Annotated in this window: 14 protein-coding genes and 1 pseudogene; 6 read left to right on the top strand and 9 right to left on the bottom strand. The window is 62.2% G+C overall.

The window, feature by feature from the left end:
• The first annotated feature begins 28 nt into the window (after positions 1-28).
• Positions 29-1,030 (top strand): hydrolase, encoded by a 1,002-nt coding sequence (locus tag THIDRDRAFT_RS09105; protein WP_007040543.1) that lies wholly within the window; start codon positions 29-31, stop codon positions 1,028-1,030.
• A 12-nt stretch (positions 1,031-1,042) separates the two neighbouring features.
• Here THIDRDRAFT_RS09105 and THIDRDRAFT_RS09100 read toward each other — a convergent pair whose 3' ends face one another.
• Entirely contained in the window at positions 1,043-2,125 is a 1,083-nt protein-coding gene (locus THIDRDRAFT_RS09100; RefSeq protein ID WP_007040542.1) for an adenylate/guanylate cyclase domain-containing protein, read from the bottom strand.
• 159 nt (positions 2,126-2,284) lie between these two features.
• Between THIDRDRAFT_RS09100 and THIDRDRAFT_RS09095 the strand changes: the two genes are divergently transcribed.
• The 3 genes from THIDRDRAFT_RS09095 to THIDRDRAFT_RS09085 all read left to right on the top strand — a co-directional run bounded on the left by THIDRDRAFT_RS09095 (position 2,285) and on the right by THIDRDRAFT_RS09085 (position 4,333).
• Complete coding sequence (locus THIDRDRAFT_RS09095; protein ID WP_007040541.1) at positions 2,285-2,725, top strand: hypothetical protein; 441 nt, start codon at positions 2,285-2,287, stop codon at positions 2,723-2,725.
• Between the two features lie 246 nt (positions 2,726-2,971).
• Positions 2,972-3,481 carry a YbaN family protein gene (locus THIDRDRAFT_RS09090; protein ID WP_007040540.1) on the top strand — a complete coding sequence of 170 codons (510 nt, stop codon included), beginning with the start codon at positions 2,972-2,974 and terminating at the stop codon, positions 3,479-3,481.
• A gap of 3 nt (positions 3,482-3,484) precedes the next feature.
• Positions 3,485-4,333: a sirohydrochlorin chelatase gene (locus tag THIDRDRAFT_RS09085; protein WP_007040539.1), complete on the top strand. Its 849-nt coding sequence runs from the start codon at positions 3,485-3,487 to the stop codon at positions 4,331-4,333.
• Here THIDRDRAFT_RS09085 and THIDRDRAFT_RS09080 read toward each other — a convergent pair.
• The 5 genes from THIDRDRAFT_RS09080 to THIDRDRAFT_RS09055 form a co-directional block, all read right to left on the bottom strand.
• On the bottom strand, positions 4,314-5,540 hold the full coding sequence (locus THIDRDRAFT_RS09080) for a hypothetical protein (RefSeq protein ID WP_007040538.1): 1,227 nt from the start codon (positions 5,538-5,540) through the stop codon (positions 4,314-4,316). The genes THIDRDRAFT_RS09085 and THIDRDRAFT_RS09080 overlap by 20 nt on opposite strands.
• 59 nt (positions 5,541-5,599) lie before the next feature.
• Positions 5,600-5,872 carry a DUF2249 domain-containing protein gene (locus tag THIDRDRAFT_RS09075; protein WP_007040537.1) on the bottom strand — a complete coding sequence of 91 codons (273 nt, stop codon included), beginning with the start codon at positions 5,870-5,872 and terminating at the stop codon, positions 5,600-5,602.
• On the bottom strand, positions 5,865-6,302 hold the full coding sequence (locus THIDRDRAFT_RS09070) for a hemerythrin domain-containing protein (protein WP_007040536.1): 438 nt from the start codon (positions 6,300-6,302) through the stop codon (positions 5,865-5,867). The genes THIDRDRAFT_RS09075 and THIDRDRAFT_RS09070 overlap by 8 nt, the downstream gene beginning before the upstream one ends.
• Positions 6,303-6,424: 122 nt before the next feature.
• Positions 6,425-10,537 carry a hypothetical protein gene (locus tag THIDRDRAFT_RS09065; RefSeq protein ID WP_007040535.1) on the bottom strand — a complete coding sequence of 1,371 codons (4,113 nt, stop codon included), beginning with the start codon at positions 10,535-10,537 and terminating at the stop codon, positions 6,425-6,427.
• Positions 10,538-10,960: 423 nt separating this feature from the next.
• The gene (locus THIDRDRAFT_RS09055; RefSeq protein WP_007040533.1) at positions 10,961-11,533 is read right to left on the bottom strand and encodes a copper-binding protein; all 573 of its coding nucleotides are present in this window, start codon (positions 11,531-11,533) and stop codon (positions 10,961-10,963) included.
• Positions 11,534-12,079: 546 nt separating this feature from the next.
• Here THIDRDRAFT_RS09055 and THIDRDRAFT_RS09050 point away from each other — a divergent pair.
• Positions 12,080-12,646, top strand: coding sequence for an Lcl C-terminal domain-containing protein (locus THIDRDRAFT_RS09050; RefSeq protein WP_007040532.1), 567 nt, complete (start codon positions 12,080-12,082; stop codon positions 12,644-12,646).
• A 12-nt stretch (positions 12,647-12,658) separates the two neighbouring features.
• Here THIDRDRAFT_RS09050 and THIDRDRAFT_RS09045 read toward each other — a convergent pair whose 3' ends face one another.
• Positions 12,659-12,994, bottom strand: a complete 336-nt coding sequence (locus tag THIDRDRAFT_RS09045; RefSeq protein WP_007040531.1) for a hypothetical protein — start codon at positions 12,992-12,994, stop codon at positions 12,659-12,661.
• Positions 12,995-13,159: 165 nt separating this feature from the next.
• Here THIDRDRAFT_RS09045 and THIDRDRAFT_RS09040 point away from each other — a divergent pair, with 165 nt between their 5' ends.
• Positions 13,160-16,714: a hypothetical protein gene (locus THIDRDRAFT_RS09040; RefSeq protein ID WP_007040530.1), complete on the top strand. Its 3,555-nt coding sequence runs from the start codon at positions 13,160-13,162 to the stop codon at positions 16,712-16,714.
• Positions 16,715-16,750: 36 nt separating this feature from the next.
• Here THIDRDRAFT_RS09040 and THIDRDRAFT_RS27090 read toward each other — a convergent pair whose 3' ends face one another.
• Both THIDRDRAFT_RS27090 and THIDRDRAFT_RS27300 read right to left on the bottom strand, forming a co-directional pair.
• Positions 16,751-19,156, bottom strand: a complete 2,406-nt coding sequence (locus tag THIDRDRAFT_RS27090; RefSeq protein WP_007040529.1) for a methyl-accepting chemotaxis protein — start codon at positions 19,154-19,156, stop codon at positions 16,751-16,753.
• A 381-nt stretch (positions 19,157-19,537) separates the two neighbouring features.
• Positions 19,538-19,708: pseudogene (locus tag THIDRDRAFT_RS27300) on the bottom strand (IS701 family transposase); the annotation flags it as partial.
• Positions 19,709-20,542: the final 834 nt, after the last annotated feature.

Raw genomic sequence — 20,542 nt, 5'->3', positions numbered from 1 at the left:
GCACCCAGAATCTCCGACAACATCTCCAGTGAACAGCGCCGACGAACGCCTCGCCCCAAACCACGGACACATCATCGAAAGCAGTTTCCAGCCAGCCTGGTGGCTGCCCGGACCCCATCTTCAGACGCTCTGGCCGAGCCTGACTCGACCTCGGCCCAAGCTGCCGTTGACCCCACGGCGCATCGAACTCGCCGACGGGGACTTCATCGACCTGGCCGTCGGACGTCCGCTCGGACCGCGCGTCCTGGTCATCCACGGGCTTGAAGGCAATCTCGAATCCCATTATGCCGGCACGCTGCTGCAGGCGCTCGAATCCACCGGCTACCAGCCGATCTTCATGCATCTACGTGGATGCTCGGACGAGCCCAATCGTCTAGACCGCGCCTACCATTCCGGGGCGAGCGAGGATTTGGCCGAGGTTCTGGCTGAACTCGAACAGGATCCAGAGGGAATGCCGCTGGCCGCGATCGGCTTCTCGCTCGGAGCGAATCTGCTACTCAAGTATCTGGGCGAGCAGACCACGCCGCTCGTTAGAGCAGGGATCGCCGTCTCGGTTCCATTCGTTCTGCGCGACGCCATGCTCCGTCTCGACATGGGGGCATCGCGCATCTACCGGCGCTACCTGCTGGACAAGCTGAGGCTCAATCTGCGACGTAAGTTCGCCAGCCGCTCCATGCCGCTCTCGGTGAATCTGGACGAAATCCGGGATTTCAATCAGTTCGACGACTTGGTCACAGCCCCATTGAACGGATTCGACGGTGTTTTCGATTACTACAATCGAGCGAGCTGCCGCCCCTTCCTGCAGACCATTGCCACTCCCACTCTCATCATCCAGGCCAAGGACGACCCCTTCATGTTCCCCACCACCCTACCCTGGGAGCACGAACTCGGTCCGGGAGTGACACTCGAACTCGCCGAGCATGGCGGGCATGTCGGCTTCGTCGCCGGACGCTCACCCAGACACCCCGTCTATTGGCTGGAGCAGCGCATTCCCGAGTTCCTCGCCGAGATCCGTCGCTCCGACGCCTAACAAAAGACGGTCTCACTTCCCCCAGAGCATGTGATCGACATACTGCTTCACCTTGAGATGCCCTGGGGTGTCGATGGTCGTGAATTGCAGATTGGTGCGATAGCCGCCCCTGTCGCGCCTAGAACGCAGGACGCGCGCATAGACCTCGACCGGATTCTCGCCGGCAAAGCCCGGCGACAAGGACATGATCACCTCGGAATAGGTCGGCAGGATCAATGGCAGATCGGCGCTCATCCCGAAGTAGCCGAGGTCGTTGACCTTGCCGACAAAGCGCTCGGAGAGGATGCGCTTGTCCTCGATCCGGCGGAAGACGACCGGGAAGTCGACGAGGATACGCGGCGATTTACGCACCTCGATGGAGGGTACCGCAAGCGTTCGAGGGTGGGTGACCGCCTTCAGTTCATAGAGCTTAACTGGATTCGACTTACCCTTGACCATCACCTCGTTAACGGCACCGATCTTGATCTGCTCGACCGCGCCACGATAGGCCGCCTCGCTCAACAGGATCTGTCCGCGCAACGTATAGGACTCGATCCGGGCCGCCAGATTGACCGGATCGCCGATCACCGTGTACTCGCGATAGACGTCGGAGCCGAAGCTGCCGGCCATGACGTCACCCGTACTGACCGCGATTCCAGCGTAGATCCGGGGCTCGCCCTGGGCCTCGCTTTGGCGGTTCAGATCCGCCATGGCTTGCTGCATCTCGACCGCGCAGATCAAGGCGCGCAAAAGATCGTCGCTACGCCGCACCGGGGCACCGAAGAGCGCCATGACCGAATCGCCCATGAACTTATCGACGATACCGCCGTTGCGCTCCACGACCTGCGACATTGCAGTAAAGAAACGATTTAGAAGCCCCACCATCTGGATCGTCGGCAGCGATTCCATCATGGCGGTAAAACCACGCAGATCCGCGATCAGAACGGTGGCCTGAGTCCCCACGACCGTCTTGGATGCCTGCAGAAAATCGACAAGCTTCGCCGCGATACGCTCGCGGACAGCCTCTTCAAGCTGGGCAGGAGCTGCTATCCCATTCAACCCTTCCAGGGCGCCAGTCAAACCGGCAAGTAGCAACTGTCTGTCTGTGTGCTGCATAGCCGCAAACTCACTCCGTCAGACTATAAATTGATAATCTTCATGGGTCTTACCCCGTCAATAGCGCCATTCTATAAAGAACGCGCACCGCATTCGGCTGTCGCAAGCCATTCCAGCGGCGCAACCCTTTCGAAAACTCTGACCTAATCGAGAAAACGCATGGACCGTTTTACACGAAACTACAGTATCGCGCTCGGCCTCCTCATCATGGTGGCTTTGGTGTTTTGGATCAAATCCTCCTGGCAACCGCATACGTGGGATCTCGACAAGATCCTGACATCGGACGCCACGCTCGCCTCTTATCCCTACCAGTTCCGCGTGCGCTCGCTGGAGAACGGCGTGGCCACCATCTCGACACCACGCTCCTACGACATCCCCGCAATGCGCTTCCTCGAAATCATCCATCCGAATCTCGCAGGCCTAGCGCAGGACGACCCCAAAATGGTCGCCGCCCAGCAGGATCTCATCAATCACCAAAAGCGGGCCATGGGGCTGATGCTGGCCCAACCCCAAGTGAAGAGTGTGGACTGGCAGCTCGACACCCAGTGGTTGGCGGATCACGGCGTTCAGGTTCCGTCGCGGACTCGACCCGGATCCTGATCCACGCAAAAGCGCAGGCACGGCCCTCGCCGTGCCCTTTCCGCGGTTCCCACCTCCAATCCTGCCCGGACCCGAGTTGACCCAGGCGCGCCCGAAAGACAACCTGGCCTGAAACCGGCTATAGTTGCTCGCCTAAAACTTACCGATTTCATCCGGTTTCTCCAGCGCATCGCGCGTCGAGATTCGAGCACGCATCAAGGCGGACTCGCGGACCGGACGCAAGACACCAACCCGGAGCAGCCCCGCATGCAGGCCGACAAGCCGCCACTCGAACCCAAACACGCCCAGATCAGTCCGCGACGGCGCATGGTCTACAACCTGCTGGCCTGGTTCTGTTTCGGCCTGGGATTCGTCGGCATCTTGGTGCCGCTGATGCCCACCACCGTCTTCTGGATCTGCGCGGCCTGGCTGTGGCTACGTAGCCACCCCCAACGCGTTCGCTTCCTGGTCAATCATCCGCGCTTCGGCGAATCCATCCGACGCTTCCTTGAGAGCGGAGAAATCTGCCGAACCGGGAAGAAGGCCGCCATCATCGGAATGAGCTCAAGCCTGCTCATCTGGATCCTGATCGTGCGACCGACCTGGCCGATCGCCCTGCTGGTCGGCGGCATCCTCGGACTGGTCGCGCTCTGGATCGGCACCCGCCCCGAGGGCTCGCACAAGACACCGACCCAGGCCAAGGTGACGCTCGATCCAAACGCCTGGTCGCGCAACCGGGCGGCCTCGGACGCCTCGTCGAACAATCCGCCAGGTTGAACGATGCGCCGCATCCTGCTGGTCGACAACGGATCCAAGCGCGCCGCATCGACGCTCAATCTGCGCCGGCTCGCCGGTCTGCTGTCAGAGCGCATCGGCGAGCCGGTCCAGCCCGTCTCACTGCTCCACTCGGACCACATCGATCCCGAGCAACTCGACGGACAACCCGCCGAGACCTTCACCCAGGCGCTCGAACAGCTGCTTGCAGCGGACCAGCGCGACCTCGTCCTGCTCCCGCTCTTTTTCGGCCCGACACGCGCGCTCTCGCGGTTCATTCCCGAATCGGTTTCCGAAGTCGAGCGTCGATTCGGCCCCTGCCGGCTGCGGATCGCACCCGAACTCTGTCCACTGCCAGAAGGCGAACCACGTCTGGTGGATATCCTGTTCGACAATCTCGATCAGGCGTCTCGAGAGGCGGATATCGAACGGGCGAGCGTTGTCCTGGTCGATCACGGCTCGCCCAACCCGGAGGTGAACCAGGTCCGCCGCTGGCTCGGCGCGCGTCTCGCCGAACGACTCGGCCCCGACGTTCAGCTCCAAGAGGCGGTGATGGAACGCCGCCCAGGCTCTGAGTACGACTTCAACGGCCCGCTGCTCGAAGCGGTACTCGACCGCATCGCCCGAAAGAGTCACGGCCCGATTCGACTCTCCATGCTCTTTCTCGGGCCGGGACGACATGCAGGTCCCGGCGGCGACATCAGGGACATCTGCGACGCCATTCAGACGCGCCACCCTGAGCTGCGGCTTCACATCGCCCCACTGGTCGGAACCCATCCGGGACTGATCGACATCCTCCTCTCGCGATTGAGCGAGGCGGAAGACCGCCCGCCGATCAGGCCAAGCGCCGGCTGAAGCTTCGATACTGGGCGGAGCAGCGCAGCTGCAACCACCAGAGAAAGCCGATCGCGCCTGCTGTGGCGAGCCCTCCCAGCCGGACGAGCCAGACCGAAAAGGCGAGTTCCGGCCAAATCGCCGCCAGCAGCAACAAGACCAGAGACACCAGATAGAGACCGAACTGGATCAGCGCCGAACGCTCGGGGATAAAGGCGTGCATGTGCGGGATGCGCACGTCGAAACGGCGCCCGGAGAGCTGCCGATACTGGAGATGGAACCAGCTGAGGAAGGGCATGATCTTGAACAGCATCCCGCTCGGCAGCGCGATGCCCACCCCGACGAAGGCCAGAACGCCGATCGGCTCGGCCCGACCGCCCCACGCCCAAAGCAGTGCGGCCAGCATGGCCGAAGTCATCGCCGTCCACCAATAGAGCAAGGTGGCATCGACCCGCGGCCGCTCGCGCCGATGCTGACGGTCCAGGGTCACCAGCGCGAAGACAAGGACGCCCGTCAGGGCCAAACCGAACCCGGCCCAGACGCCCATACCGAGCCCCATCGCCAGTGTGGCGATCAAGAGCCCGGCAACCACGGCCGGAACCGCGCTCCGCATCAGCCAGCGCGGATAGCCAGGCGTCACATGGAACATGGGCACCACCTGATAGGCGACGCCCATGACGAGCACCCCGACCCAGCCCAGCAACCCCCAGGCCAGATGCAGATCCACCCAACGGGCGAAGTCGGATCGCGCAAAACGGACGCTCTCGGCACCCAGCAGCCCGGCGATCAGAAAGAGTCCAAGCGCCAGCGTCACGAAGAGACCGATCAGGGCGAAACGCATCGCCATCACCGTGTATTGGGCGCCCCGGGCACGTCGCAGCGCGGCACCGATCGCCCAACCGAACAGGAGCACGCAGACGGCGAGCGTCAGCCCACCGAGCACCAGCAGTCCCTGATGACCCCAATAGAGCCCAAAACAGAGGAACAGTGTTCCCAGGGTCAGCAGGATCTGAGTCGCACGCCCGACCAGAAGCGCGCGCGCCACAGGAGAACCGGCCAAGACCGGCAGCATCTGAAAGAGCGCGCCGCACATGATCTGGGTCAGAAATCCCAGCGCCAGAAGATGGATCGTCGCCAGGGTCGCCGGGCTCCAGCGCGTCGCGAGAATCTGATCGCCCTCCAGCACCAAGATCAGGGCTGCGAGCAGCGCGAACAGGGGAGCCGCCATGAAGAAGGCGAACGGAATGCCGATCGGCGGGGCCTGATCGAGACTGAGCCCAGCGGTGTTCAGGACGGAATCCTCCAGGCCAACTCGGCCTCCGAGGGCGGGTTGGCGAGCGGCCAGATGAGGATCTCGACACGCGGATCCTCGCCTAGCGTGCGCCAGCCGTACCCCATGCGCCGGAGCAGGTCGTAGAGTGGAAAGGGCTCGCGCCGATGCAGCACCCAGAGCGGTCGCCCGGCCGGCAGATCCGCCAGGGCGTCCAGCACGCGCTCCAAGGGCTCCGGAGGCGCCAGCCGACTGACATCCAACACCTGGGGCACGACGGGTTCAGACATCGGCCATACGCTCAGCGAAATCGCCCGCGCGAGCGCCCAGTGCCCTGTCCGCCAGGGGATAGAGCACGCTCTCTTCCTTGTAGTTGTGCTGCTGCACCAGAAAATGCAGCGTTTCGAGGATACCGAGATAGGCGCTGCGATCCTGCCCCCGAACGGACTCCTGGAGATCCTCGAACAGATGGCGCATCTGGGCATGCTCGGAGCACATGACCTCGATCGGACTCGCCGAAGCCGGGAAGCACTCCGACAAGGCGGGGAACAACGAGGACTCTTCCTGCTCGAAATGTCGCTCCATCGCCTCGACCAGATCCTGGGCGGCCCCCGTCATGCGCGCCCAGTCGCTGTCCTTCGCCGCTGACTCGGCCGCCGCCAGTCGATGGTCGCAGCGGTGGTGGTCCTGAGAAAAGGCGTCGGTGATACGAGAAGACATGGCCGGATCCTGTTGGGTCAGAGGTTTCGACCACCAGGGTCGTCTGTGGATCGATGACCGTCGCTGGTGGCTTGCGATACCTCGATTCTCGACAGAGGAGTCGACGGCCGCCTTGACTCAGGTCATGGTCGACCAGGCGCCCGATCGCCAACCGTCTGATCGGCGGCCACCTTGACCGCCTTACGCTCACGCCAAAGTTGGGGATGGGCAAACCCCTCCCAACCCCAGCGCAACCAATCGAGCAGACGGAAGGCGAGCCAGAGCGCCCACCCGAGCATCAGCGCCCGATAGACCCACATGGGCACCGAGAGCACCCAGACTTCCGGCAGGGTCGGACCACCTCGGTCTGCGTACCAGCGCAGCAAGGTACCGGATGACCCATTGCCGATGATCTGCATCTCGGGCCGGCCAAGCAATCCCTGCTGTACCGCCCCGACCAGACCCGCCAGCGCCACCAGGGTCAAGAGCACCAGACCGACCTGAGTCAGGTTGTAGCGCCAAGCGCTGCCGGTCTCGTCGAGCCGACGCCGCCACCCCAGGGCGAAGAGCCAACCCGCGACCAGCAGTCCGACCCAGACCTCGGCTAGCGCCAGCCCGATTCCCAGCAACAACCAATCGTGCATCCGCAAGGGCGTCATCCGACTGCGCCCCAACCCCCAGGACAGCACGGTCAGAACCAACAGCACACCCCAGAAGAGCACCGCCGGTCCCAGTCGCGGCCCCGTGGCAAAAAGCACCCAGCGATCCCGAGGCAGTTGCAGCGACAGATTCAGGTTGACCGCCGTGCTTCCCAGATCCGGCCCGGCCGGCGTAAAACCGAGCGCAAGCGGTGCCGGATCGCGCCAGGTGACCTGCATCCGCTGTTCGCCCGGAACCAGCGGCAGATCGATCTGGCGCGTCCCGGAGGACACGGCCAAACTGCGTCCATCGACACGGACCTCGACCGGCTCAGCCCCCTCGGGCAACCGAATCGCATGCGAACCACCCTGACTGCTACGCACCGCCAGGTCGAGGTGAACATCGCTCCCGCGCGGTCCCGGCGCGACCTTGAGGTCGACACGATCGATGGTCAGCGTGGGGCCAGGCTCTCCGACCGGACGGACGATTCGGAGTCGCAGTTGCTCGCCCGGTAGGGGTCTCCAGGTCGGCAAGGTCCGTCCCTCGCCCGGATGATGGATCGGTGACAGTCCCTCGTAATCCAGGTGCCAGATGGGGCCGACATTCAGATGCCAAACCTCGGCGACGCCCGCATCGGACGTCGCCGTCAGATCGAGTTCGGCGCTCGGCTCAAGGCGCGAGGACCAATCGAGACGCGTCTGTCCTGGAGTCAGCGCGATCTGGATCTGCCCGTCACGCACCCTCAGACCCGGCGTCTGAACCGATTCGCCCGGCAGCAAGGGTATCTCGGTCACGATGGGAGAGTCGGGCGATGAGAGCCGGATCACCCGGGTCTGGACCCGCCAATCGAGCCCGAACGACAGACGGCGATCGACCTGGATCAGCGGCGGCAAGGCCCCCTGAACCAGCTCCCGCTCGGCCGAAAGTCGCGTCTCGGACAGACGAACGAACCGAATCTGACCGGACGCACGCCCTCGCGCATCCAAACCCTCGAGCCGCCAACCCTCGACATCCTGCGTCATGGCTCGGGGCGCCAGGGGCAATGACAGGTCGAGCTGATTAGTCGCGGGTAGCGGGCCCTCGAGCCTGAGCCGATGCCGACCGGCCTCCAGTGGGACCAGCAGATGGCCCGCCGAATCCCGGCTCATACCCTTGAGCGGCCGATCATCGAGCCGCGCATCGACGGGCATCCAGTCGCCACCGCCCGGCACGGGTACCGCCATGTCCACTGCGGCATCCAGTGTGAGCTCCAGGGTCAGCCGATCCGGCGTCGCGCGCACTCCGAGCATCGGGAGGTCGAGACAGCTCGGCAGACAATCAGGGGGAGCGAGCAGGCGTGCTCGAAGCTCCCGCAGGAGCTCGGGCGAGGGAACCTCGGCCGCAACCGCAGAGTCCATCGGGGCCGCCGTCCAGACGCCGAGCACCAGGATTGGCAGGGTGGCGAAACGCCCCACGCGTCTGGGGAAATCGATCCCGGCCAGACGCAGACCGAGCAGAATCAGCAGCGCACATCCCAGGAGGGAGAGCACCAGATTCCAGGTCGGCGTCAACAACCAGAGCTGCGCCACGTCCGAGGTACCGACCGGCCCGTTCCAGGTGAGATCGAAGCGGCTCCAGTGCCAGTCGGGCACGCCCTGTCCGGTCTGGATGCGTGCCTTCGGATCCATCATCGGAGGCGGAGGCAGCGGCTCGGGTACCCGAGCAGACGAGGCCGGCGCGCGTTTCACGGCGACCTCTGTATCGCTAAGGATCTCCTCAAAGTCGGCATTGGGCGCTGCTTCCGGCACTGCATTGCGCCCGAAGCCTCCCACCAAGGTGTCCGCCATCCCGAACCCGCCGCCACCGCGCTCAAGCTGCGGATAGAGCGCGCTACGCACCTCAGAGACCAGGAAGGGCAATCCGATGACCAGTAGCGCGACCAACGTCAGTCTTTTGTACCAGAGCACCAGCCATCTGAGCCTCGTCACGCCCTTCTGAATCGCATCCGCAGGCAGCAGCCTGAGCAGGGCTGCGGCGGCCAGCAGGTTCAACCACACCAGTTGGGGTGCGCCCGGGGCGTGCCAGGTGAGACTCAGTCCAACCCAGGCCAGCAGACCCCAACCCCATCCCCAAATTCGGCCGACGCCGAGTGTCAGAATGAGCACCAGAAAGAGATCCAGCAGCGTCCAGCGTGTCAACCAGGTCCGGGCATCGTTGTCGACGCCCGACACGGCGAGCAGATCCCAGCCAGGAGGAAGATGTAGATGGGCGCGCACCTGATCCAGTGTCGGCAGCCACCCAGAGGCCGGAAGCCGACCCGGCTCATCCTCGATCCGAGAGTCGGCGACCAGATCCAACCGACCCTGACGCACCTCGACACCGACGGGCGCCGAGGAATCGAGCCGGGTGATGAGCGATGGCGTACCGTTCACCCTGACCTGTCCGAGATGCAGCTCGGAGTCGGCATCCAGACGCCAAAGCCGGTTCAGATCCCCCCGCATCCGATCCCGGACGCTGTAGCCCGCGCCATCGAAATCCAGCCAGATGTCACGCTCTAGGGCGAGTCGATCCGGACCTGGATCCGGATCGCCCCGACGCTGCTCGACCAAACGCATCCGGTCCTCGGGACCGACGAGATAGATGGGCAGACGCGCCCAATCGTCTGGAATGGGGGTTTGTCTGGGATCGATGGACTCCACGCCCTGGATCTCGACTCGGCGCAGCTCGGGATGCGCGGCGAAGGCCCACACCTCCCGCGCCGGCCAGGGCGACGGCAATTGGCGTCGCGCCAAAGACTGGACCGAGCCCGCATGGTAGGCGGTCACTTCGACCACCCAGCGACCAGGCCGCACCTCCAGTCGCAATGAGCCGTCCGACCCAAGCCGCGCGGGAAGCGGGCTCTCGATCGCAATGGGGACGCCATCCGGCAAGGTCACCGGACCCAGGCGCTCTTCCCTGACCCCACCGGAGACCTGAAGCTCAAGACGCGTCAGAACCCGTAACGGCAGGCTGTCGTCCAGGCGTCGAAAGACCTGAACACTCAGCCGCTCCTCCAGATCCGCAGAACGCGACCGCGCCGCATCGGAGAGCCAGAGACGCCCCTTTCCCTCCAGACGCGGCTGCGATTGCGGCGCGCCATCCAGCGTCAGGTTCAATAACCCGGTGCCAGGGGCGGTGGCGAGCGAGGCCGGCGTCTCCGACCAGACGAACGCTCCAGTCAATGCATGAGACCCAGCATCCAGCTTCACCGCCGGGTGTCCGTCCCGCTCGACCACGGGAACCGGACGATCACCATCCATCACATTCCTGGGCCAGGCATCCGCGTCGCCGGGAAGCCGAACCCAATCCTCGGCGAACAGATGCCAATCCTGAGAGAAGCGTCCGCCCCGCGAGCCCAGATCCAGCATCAGAGGACCTGGCCAGACGCAGATCCGGGCGGGGCCGTTCGGCTCCGATGGACAGGCACGACGATCGCCCCCCTGTCCTGCGTCGAGCACCCAGGGAATCCAATCGCGCAACGCCTCGGGAACGCCGACCTCGTTTGCATCCGCAAACAGGAACGTCTGCGACCAGACGGGCGACGCAATCGCCATCAAGGCCGCAAGCGCCAACACTATTCGTCTTATGGACCCAGACATGATGCAGACCTCTTTGCGCCCCTCGAATCCAAACGCTCGTCGTTCTTGGCCGAGAACACCGTCCAAACCGTCTCGCAACGCAAGACATCGTGTTCCGTCGCCAGTTGAGCGCAACGATCGAAAAGCATGAAAAAAGGAAGCGTGGATCGGGGCCTGATCGTGGGAGACACGCTGAGGCCGGCGACCGAGCCGATGGGGTTTTTGGGGGGTCGAGCAGTCCGCATCACGGCTGCCACCTATTTATTGAACAGCCTGCGATTTCAGGTACAGGATGCGCCCATTGAAACCGGGCATCCTCGATCTTTCGCCGTCCAAGAGCAGCAGCAACATGCTAGCTGATTTTGGTCAAATGTTCTCCGTGGAGGTGACCCCCACGGAGAACGGTGCGGACTCAAGCGCCATCAAGGCTTGATGGCGTAACGCTTACTGGAATGTGACCTCGCCATCAATGACGGTTGCATAGGTCGCGGTAACGCCGTCGCCCGGGGCGACCGCATCCAGCAGGGCGGGATCCTCGACCTTGAAGGTTCGCACCTCAGCGGGGCCGCGGACCGTCACGGTCGACGCCTTCTGATCGACGGATTCGACGACTCCCTTGATCGTGACCGAATCGATGATCGCGCCCGAAGGTTTGTTCGCTGGCCCCTGAATCATGGAGGACTCCTTGTCAACACCGACCCCGGCGGGGGCATCGCCCTTCACGAGATCGAGCAGCAACAGCTGGGTCTTGGTGACGGTCAAGGCATTGCCGATCTTGATCTGATCGAGCCGCTTAACCTCGGGCGGAACACGAAGCACCACGAAGCGCCCCTCATCCGTCTTGATGGTCAGCATGCGCTTCTCCACATTGACCACGGTGACCGTGCCGCTCAACGTGGTACTGGTAGCGGCCCCCGCGACCGGGACGGACGTCTGCGCACTGGCCATAGGTAGGACGCCGAGCGACCCAACCGTCAGCACCCCAACACACAGTCTGGTGAAAACCTTTCTCAACATCTGATCCTCCTGATTGAAGCGCCTCGACGGGAGACGCATGGATTGGTGTCCGAATCCGCTGAAGCGGCGACACCCGGCGAAAAAAGATCGATAGCGTCAGGTCGAAACGGCCATTTTAGTTGCAACCCATCGATCCATGACTCTGGTGCGTCGATAATCATGGGGCCAGTTTAACGAATTCACAGCACTGTCCATAACCGAGGTGGGTCGAATCGCACGGGATACAAGTCTGTCCATGCACGTCCCGAAACAGCGAACCCCATGCCTGGGATTGCGGACAGGATCCATCCGACCTCGAAAACCCTCTTGCATCGCGACCTATTGACCGCATGAATCCCGTGGATCGACGCAAACCGCGCCAGGAATCGATCGCGCCGCCTCTCGGGCGCAACCAAGCACCGAGTGGCTCAATAAGTCAGAGCATACTCAGGATTCAAACCAGATCACAGAACCGATCCGCACATGCTGAAGACAAGGGCACCACTTTGTTACCCTGAGCGGACCGATCTCAGCTAAGGATCCGTTGAAACACCTTCGACGAACCCGATGACACCTCCGCGACGAGCACTCACCTTTCTTTCGACCGGATGCCTGACCCTATCGCTGACAGGATTGGTACTCGCAGCCGACATCCCGGACGCCGCAGATGCCTGCCTCAAGGGCGTGGCCGAGACCACGCCATCGAGCGACTTCTCGGTCATCGAGGACGGCAAGGCCGTAAAGCACAAAACCACCAGTTTGGAGTGGCAGCGGTGCGCGTTGGGTCAGACGTGGGACGCCAAAAAGAACGTCTGTAGCGGTCGTCCCAAATCGGTCACCTGGGACAGGGCCAACAGACTCATCGAGGCGCAAACGAAGGATGGCTGGCGTCTACCGACCGGCGAGGAGTTGCTCAGCATCGTGGAGCGCTGCCACCCATCGCCCTCAATCAACCCCCAAGTGTTCCCGAACACTCAAGGATCGCTTTTTTGGACCTCATCGATCGACAGCGGTGGTTTAGGACGGGTGTGGAGCGTCAGTTTCTTCAAGGGAAGCTACTATCGCCCCGGAAAAGCGCAGAATGGGCTCATTCGGCTGGTGCGAGGCACCATGAAGAGTGAGCCCCCGCAATAATGAGGTGACCTCTCACCAAGGTCGATATTCGAGCCCTGGAATGGCCTCGCGGTCGAACACCTCCGGCAGCGTCAACATGAGATCACGTAGTTCGTCGAAGCCCATGTGGCGCCCATAGGATGCCTTGGCCGCGTCGAGCGGCAATTCGACCCAATAACGGTCGCTGTCTGGATCGCATAGGATCTGCAAGGTATTCTCCTGGCTATCGATGATACCCAGATAGTCGTCCGCGCCTTGCAGACGCGGAAGCAGTTGCTCGCAAATGGCGCGGGCACTCATCTCGACGGCACTCGCCGATGAGATGGATTCCCCGGACCGTTCGAACAGATAGAAGACTCGGTAGTGCATGATCGAGGGTCATTGCTCCTTAAAGTAATCCGAAATGCCCCGAAGCGGTTGATTATACCGCTGATCCTGTCCGCAATCATCGTCGACATCGACTATTTCATCGGCCCTTGAAAGGCACCCCGAGCCGCCCGAGCCCGCCCTCACCTGCCAACGGATCGCGCCACCGTGTCACATCACCCCCCTCTGACCACCGCCGAGTCCGCAGAGCGGCAGTTCCGAGCACGCGTCTTCAAACCCGCCGAAGGGATCTTTCTCTTCCATCCTCGCGCCATGGAGCGCCTGATCGCCCAGCATCTGGACGACACGGATCTCGACGGCTCGATCCCGGCCCTGCCCTATTACCTGATGCCGACCCGGTCATTCCTCGAAGTGCTGGAGACGGAGAATCCAGAGGCGCTGGCGGTCGTCGAGGGACTCAATCTGCCGAATCAGGTCATTCTGCTGCCGACGCCGTTCAGCGTTCGATCTGACGCGGCAAGCTTCACCCGCCTGCTGCGAGACTACTGGGCGCGACGCTTCGAGGGCGAGGTTGCACGCTCCTGGCAGGAGGCACGCAACGACAATCAGGACCAGGAACGCTTCGGCCCGACCGCGCTACGGGGCATGATCGGACTGCGCGCCTTCGCCGAGGTCCGTGAGGTGCTGGAGCACGACGACATCGTACCCCCCGGACTGGATGATGCACCGGTCTGCCGGGCCTTCGTGGCCTTGATTGCACGGCTGCGCTATTTCAGTCCAGGTATTCGCGGCTATTTCTTTCCGGCCATCCGCGATTGGGCGGAACTCGATCGCTGGCTGACCGAGAGTGGACTCGATTTACCACCGCCAGAAACGAACGGCCCGTTGCCCCAACTGCTCGAACGCTCCCGGCCCGACCATCGTTGCGGACCTTCGGCGCGGCACACGCCCCTACCACTCGGACTCAGCTATCTGAGCGGAGATCCAGACCGCGAAACGGATCCGTCACTGGCAAACGGCTCGCCCCCTTCCCTGATATCGCATCGGGAGCAGAGCAATACGCTCGATGAAGTCTCCCTGGAGACGCCTTTCCAGGGGGCGAGTGACGGCGCCGAGGCGCGTTGTCTGGCAGCACTACGTCAGGGATCACAGCTGCCGCGCCGCAACTGGCGGACCGGGTTGCACGATCTGTTTCTGGCGTTCTCAGTCCCCTTCCTGAACCTGATGTTGGTCCTCACCGGCCTCTTCCGCTTACCTTGGAGGCCGCGTAAACCGGCAAGAGGCATGCGTCTGAGCGCCCATCTGACCCTCTTCAGCCGCGAGATTCGACTTGCCCAACGGGCTGAGCATCAGGATCGCCACTCGCTCGCCATCGCGCGCCTAGCCCGCGCTCAGCACCGCTTCGAGGCCATGGGCGAGCCCTGTGCCCCAGATGCCGATCGCGTCAGACAGATCCTAGCGCGGCGCCGATCCGACATCGAGCAGGCGCTGGCCGACCTGCTGGCGGCGCAATGGAAGCTCTCCCCACTCACCGCCCATGAGCTGAACGGATTGACCGAGCGTCTGGGCGAGGCGGTGCATGAGTCGCGCCGATCCCGAACCGCCTGCAGCCTGCTGAAGACGCTCGAGCGCGTCCTTTTGGAGAGCCGCACGACCTATTATCGCCTGCGCCCAGTGCATTGGATGCTAACCCTAGGCCGGGATCCGCTGCGGCAAATCCTTCCCTTCCAGGCGAACCTCAAGGCACTACGCGCGCTCGACAGCGCCATGAATCGACTGGAACGCTTAGGCTGGTCCGCGCAGCAGACAGAAGGCTACAGGCGCACACTGCTGGCACTCGCCGAACGGGTTAGTGTGCAGAACGAAAAGAAACTCAAGCCCCTCCTGGAACGCGCGCTGCGACAGGCCGACTTCACCCCGTCGAATCACCGCGAGCAGGTCGCCTTCAACAAGCTGCTGTGCGAACTCATGGACGTGGTGCGGCGGCGGCGCCATCTCCGATTCACGGATTTCCGCGACATGGTCGCGCGCAATGCACTGCGGCTGCAGGACCTCCGTCCACGCGAATTCATGCTCGGCGATCGACTGTCGCGCTTCGACCGACAGGCCGCGCGATGCCTACCCGGGCTCTATCAACCAGGCGAGTTCTATATCAAGGGATTGCAGCAGCTCAGTGCCCCGCTGTTCGGCACCCCTCCCGGACGTCTGGTGCTGCGTCATCTGATCCTACCGTTCGGCCTCGCCTTTCTCGGCCTCAAGACGATCGATGTCGTCGCAGCACTCATCACGGACCATCACTCCAGGCTCCATCTTGCAACCCTCTGGCTGGTCGGTGCCCTGGGACTCGCAATCAACGGCATCGCCCATACCCGTGTCGGGCGGACCGGATTCCACGTTTTCATCGTTTCGCTCTGGTGGACACTGCGACTCGTCCTCTACGACGGGCTGCGTCGGCTGCTGCGTTGGCGTCCGGTGAGCACCCTGCTCAACACCGACCTGATCCGAGGTGTGGATCGCTATCTGATGAGGCCCGCGCTGACCGGTTCGCTGATCGTGCTGCCCGTGGCCGGGCTCGCCTCGTTCATCCAAGACGAGCCGATCGAACCCAGCGTCTCGCTCTTGGCACTCACGCTCGCGCTGGGGACGCTGGCCCACAACACGCCTGGAGGACGGCGACTGCTCGACAATCTGGCGAGTTCGAGCATGCAGGCCCTGCGCCGACTGAACCAGGCCCTGGTGATGGGACTGATCAAGGAATTGATGCTGTTCTTCAAAGAATTGACCCGCCGCTTCCAGCAGGGTCTGCACCGTATCGAGGAACTCCTCAGCCATCATCTGGGCGAATCGATCCTGCAACTCGCCCTCAAGTCGCTGCTGGTACCGATCTGGAGCCTGCTCCAGTCGCTGATCCAGTTCTACGTCACGGTGCTGGTTGAGCCACAGATCAACCCCGTCAAGCACTTCCCGCTCGTGACCATCGCACACAAGCTGATGCTGCCCTTCCTGCCGGTCATCACCGGCTTCATGCTGGACCTTCTGGAACCCCTGCTTCCCAAGTGGATCGCCTATCCGTTCATCACGCTCACGGTGCTGCTTCTGCCGGGTCTGGCCGGCTTCCTGGTCTGGGAGCTGAAGGAAAACTGGAAGGTCTATGCCGCGAACCACGGGCGGATTACTGACAAGCCTGGACCTAGGCCGGAACTGATGGTGGTGCGCCGACCGGATCTACCCCAAGCCCTGATCGAACCCGCGATCGTCGGACTCCACGGCGAAACCATGCGCGGATTCCTACGACGCGGATTCCACAGCGGGACACTGCCAAAGGCGTTCGATCGCTTGCGTCGGGTGCTGCGCAATCAGATCCGCGACGAGGTGGACACACCGCAGCGACTGCGCGACGCCGAACGGCATCTGGCCGACATCGAGACCCAGATCTGCGTCTTCTGCGATCGCGAGCTGGCCTACGCCCTGAGCCAGCGCTGCACGGAGCCGAGCTGCGACCTGGCCAGGGTCGAGACCAGACGCCCGCGTCTGGCCACGACCTCCTTCGAGCTGGAGCTGGAACTCTACCCTCGCGATACCGAGGAACCGATCGAGCTGCTGCTGAAGCTCTATCTGCTGGAGCCCGACCTGCATCTCTCGGCCAGCGTCTCGGGGCCGATCGACCGTCTGAGCGGAACCTGCTGGGAACGCATCAATGAGGATCTACGCGTCTTCAGCGGGCGTGCCGGAGCGACTCGAACTCAGCTGGAACCGATCTGAGTCCGCTCCCCGCGCAGAGGCGTCCCACGGGCTCGCTCATTCAGAAACCGACGGAGCGGACTGACTCGGCGCCGACAACGCCGCCAAAGCGGACGACGTCCGAGAGCCACCGCTGGACCGCCTTGAGCCATCGCCCAGATCGAACACCGACACCGCCCGGACCAGAACGCTTGTCTGATCGTCCAGGCTCTCGGCCGCTGCGGCCGCCTCCTCGACCAGCGCCGCATTCTGCTGCGTCACCTCATCCATCTGCGCCACCGCGAGCGTGATCTGATCGATGCCAGCGCTCTGTTCGCGCGAGGCCTGCGTGATCTCATCGACCAGCAGCACCAGCTGACTGAAGCGCTCGACCACTTCCTGCATCGTCGTCCCAGCCTCACCGGCCAGCGTTGCACCGCCCTCGACCTTACCCACCGAGTCGGTAATCAGGCCCTTGATCTCCTTGGCCGACTGGGCGCTGCGCTGCGCCAGAGCGCGCACCTCGGCGGCAACGACAGCGAACCCGCGCCCTTGCTCGCCCGCTCGCGCGGCCTCGACCGCCGCGTTGAGCGCGAGGATGTTGGTTTGGAAGGCGATGCCGTCGATGACACTGATGATGTCGGCGATCCGTCGGCTCGAGTCCTGTATCTCGCCCATGGTCTCGACCACGCGCTGGACCATGTCGCCGCCTTTGGCGGCGATGTCATTGGCACCTTGCGCCAGGGTGTTGGCCCGGTCGGCATTCTGGACGTTCTGTTTGACGGTCGCGTTGAGCTCTTCCATCGAGCTGGCCGTCTCTTCCAGGCTGGCGGCCTGCTCCTCGGTGCGCCCGGAGAGGTCGGTGTTGCCGGCGGCGATCTCGCCGGCGGCGCTGCGGATGGTCTCGGAGACCTCAAGGATGCGCCCGACGACCTCGCGCAGACGCCCAACGGTGAGGTTGGTGTCATCCTTGAGCTGACCGAAGGTACCGACATAGTCGGCCTCGATGCCTTGGGTCAGATCGCCCCGGGCAACGGCGTTGAGTACGGCGGCAACGTCGGCCAGTCCAGCCGACATGATGTCGAGCAACCGGTTCAGTCCCTCGCCGAGCTGGAGGAAAAAGCCATCCTTACCCTCCAACTCAAGACGGGTACCGAAATCACCCTGAGAAGCGGCGACCACCAGTCGCGCAATCTCACCCTCCGCCCTCACCTCCAAGGTGCGGTCCTCCCACTGGGTCACGCGCCCTCGGTATTTACCGGACGCCTCGTACATGGGAATAGCGGTCAGACGCAGGTTGCGCTCACAGAGCACCATGTCAAAGGTCCGCAGCGCGGTCAGCTTCTCGCGATAGGCCGAACCAACGTCCTCGTCCTCGAAATAATCAGCCAGACTGGCCCCGAGCAATCGATCGACGCTGAAGCCAGGAACACGACGCGAGATGTCGCCGGACAACTGGTTCCAGAACGCCTCCGCCGCCCGATTCAAATAGGTGAGCTGATTCAGCTCGTTGGACAGGCTGACGGGGATGGAGACGTTGTCCAACCCGCTGCGAATGGTGAAGTTCTCCAAGGCGACGCGCTTGGTCTCCTGCATGTCGAAATCGAGTCGGGCCTGGACCGATTTGAGCGACATCAACAGATTGCCGAGCTCGTCACGACTGCCAGCGACGATCGGCTTGCTGTAATCGCCTTCCGCCAAGGCGTCCAGATGCCGCGAGGACTCCTTCAATGGGTATGAGATCTTGCGAACCAGCCAGATGCCGAGCAACGCCGAAAAAAACATGGCGAACAGGGTATAGGCAACCGCCTGAATCTGGGCACGACGCGCGATCGATTCCAATTTCGTGCGCTCGTCTTCGAAGAGCGCCTTCACCTGCTTCGAGTCATCCAGTACCTGAATCTTGTCCGTGAGCTGAATCATGCGCTCGGTCGCATGCTGAAGACTCAGAAGCGACACGCCCGACGCCAGGGTGAACAGGAGCGCGATGAGGACGAGACCTCCAGACAGAGCATGCGTGATGTAGACATCGTTGATGCGCGAGAGGATACGCGCATAGAGCGGCTTGGCCGCCTTGCCCGCCCGCAAACGGGCATAGAGCGCCTCGGCCTCGGCGATCTGCTCGCGGGTTGGCTTGCGTCGCACCGAGATGTAGCCGACGACGTCGCCCTGTTCGTGAAACGGCGAGATGTTGGCCTCCACCCAGTAGAAGTCGCCGTTCTTACAGCGATTCTTCACCACGCCCGTCCAGGGACGCTCCATCTTGACGGTACTCCACAGGTCCTCGAAGACCGCCGCAGGCATGTCCGGATGCCGCACGATGTTGTGCGGAGCGCCGATCAACTCCTCCTCGGTGAAGCCGCTGATCTCGACAAAATCGAGATTGACCTTCGTGATTCGCCCCTTGAGATCGGTACGCGAGACGATCAGCTGAGCGTCCTCCATCTGGTGCTCGATCTGTGTGACAGGCAGGTTGGTTCGCATCTTGACTAGACTCTGCTCTAAAAAACCCAGTCAAAATTGACTAGGCGGATTTATCCGCACTTGGTTGACGCGACGAGTCGTCTAACTCAAGCCCCTTGACGCTCAGTTGCGCCAGAAAACACGCCGGCACATTTCATGTCCCGGTTGCTGTGAACCGCTTGATCTCATTCAGAGCCGCGTTGAAGTCCGTTTGGAGAACATCCCCGGTTGCCCGAAAACGTGCCTCCCACCCACTTGCCTTACTGCAGTCCAGTGCTCGAGTCAATTTGCGACATATAGGCACCATTCATCAAAATATGCACGGCTTCACGCTACTCACACACGGAGTCGAGGGCATCGGCGAGAACGCCTTTCGCCATTCCAATCACTTGATTACTGATGTTACGCAGCCGCCTTCAGGTGCCTGTGCTCGCTGAAGGCATGCTGAAGCGCCTCGACATAGAGTTTCGCGCGTAACACGAAGCAATTAAACGTGTGAACTAGATTTAGGCATTCGAGCTTTAAGACAGCGCAGATCGATAGGAACAGATGATTGGACTGCATGCGCAGAGTAGGTCTCATGACGCCCAGTCGCTCCCGGACAGAAAACACGTAATCTGATCATGACTGACGACTTCATCAAGCATCGACGCCAACCCTATGACCGTGGCCAACCCAATGTAGATTTCGAAAAAATCTTGGTTCATCCGCGCAATCTAGCAGTTCATCGACATCTTGCGTAACATCAACTGATTAGAAAAATTCCTCAACCGAGTCATTTTTTCGCCAAAAAATAGCGCATACTCAATCGGCCAACGCTCCCATAAGGATCCTGCCATGCGCATGAACCGCGTTCAATTCCAATCCGCCATTTCACAGCCGGCCTTCCTCGCACAGTTCGACACATGTGGCCTCCGATAGCTTGCCTGCTTGTGGAGTCGTCGATGCCAGCAGCCAACACAACGCCATCATCGGCGACATCCGCAAACCCAAGGATCTCCCGGAGTTCAGTTGGGGCAACACCATTCCTGAAATTTCCTGATTTTTAGAGGAATGCCAGACCGGGTAGATAAAATTGTTTTGGGGTTTGCTTTAGCTGGCGCAAACCAGCACAAAATATCGCTTCAAAAACACCTATTCTCCCCTGCAAATTTCCAAACCAGGAAAATTCGACCTCAATTCAAAAACAACGCCATTTCAAATATGCTCCACCGCTATTTGCAGATGCTTTATTATTGATTATTCATTGATTTCACGGGTTAACGCTATAGATATACCCGTCTCATACGAATTTTCGGCTCAGGCTCCCTCGTTAACCGTCTGCTCACCATGGTAATCTCCAGCGCATGAACGACTACCGACTGAGCGATGAAGAGCTAGCTGAGCTGCGTGCGGCCCACCGCAGGG

Source organism: Thiorhodococcus drewsii AZ1, assembly GCF_000224065.1.
Lineage (GTDB): Bacteria > Pseudomonadota > Gammaproteobacteria > Chromatiales > Chromatiaceae > Imhoffiella > Imhoffiella drewsii.
Note: the sequence above shows the minus strand (reverse complement) of the source record. Positions and strands in the feature narration are given on the sequence as shown.

Excerpts from the sequence above, each read along its gene's own strand:
- THIDRDRAFT_RS09100 (WP_007040542.1), bottom strand. The coding sequence starts at position 2,125 with ATGCAGCACACAGACAGACAGTTGCTACTTGCCGGTTTGACTGGCGCC.
- THIDRDRAFT_RS09095 (WP_007040541.1), top strand. The coding sequence starts at position 2,285 with ATGGACCGTTTTACACGAAACTACAGTATCGCGCTCGGCCTCCTCATC.
- THIDRDRAFT_RS09090 (WP_007040540.1), top strand. The coding sequence starts at position 2,972 with ATGCAGGCCGACAAGCCGCCACTCGAACCCAAACACGCCCAGATCAGT.
- THIDRDRAFT_RS09085 (WP_007040539.1), top strand. The coding sequence starts at position 3,485 with ATGCGCCGCATCCTGCTGGTCGACAACGGATCCAAGCGCGCCGCATCG.
- THIDRDRAFT_RS09080 (WP_007040538.1), bottom strand. The coding sequence starts at position 5,540 with ATGGCGGCTCCCCTGTTCGCGCTGCTCGCAGCCCTGATCTTGGTGCTG.
- THIDRDRAFT_RS09075 (WP_007040537.1), bottom strand. The coding sequence starts at position 5,872 with ATGTCTGAACCCGTCGTGCCCCAGGTGTTGGATGTCAGTCGGCTGGCG.
- THIDRDRAFT_RS09070 (WP_007040536.1), bottom strand. The coding sequence starts at position 6,302 with ATGTCTTCTCGTATCACCGACGCCTTTTCTCAGGACCACCACCGCTGC.
- THIDRDRAFT_RS09065 (WP_007040535.1), bottom strand. The coding sequence starts at position 10,537 with ATGTCTGGGTCCATAAGACGAATAGTGTTGGCGCTTGCGGCCTTGATG.
- THIDRDRAFT_RS09055 (WP_007040533.1), bottom strand. The coding sequence starts at position 11,533 with ATGTTGAGAAAGGTTTTCACCAGACTGTGTGTTGGGGTGCTGACGGTT.
- THIDRDRAFT_RS09050 (WP_007040532.1), top strand. The coding sequence starts at position 12,080 with ATGACACCTCCGCGACGAGCACTCACCTTTCTTTCGACCGGATGCCTG.
- THIDRDRAFT_RS09045 (WP_007040531.1), bottom strand. The coding sequence starts at position 12,994 with ATGCACTACCGAGTCTTCTATCTGTTCGAACGGTCCGGGGAATCCATC.
- THIDRDRAFT_RS27090 (WP_007040529.1), bottom strand. The coding sequence starts at position 19,156 with ATGCGAACCAACCTGCCTGTCACACAGATCGAGCACCAGATGGAGGAC.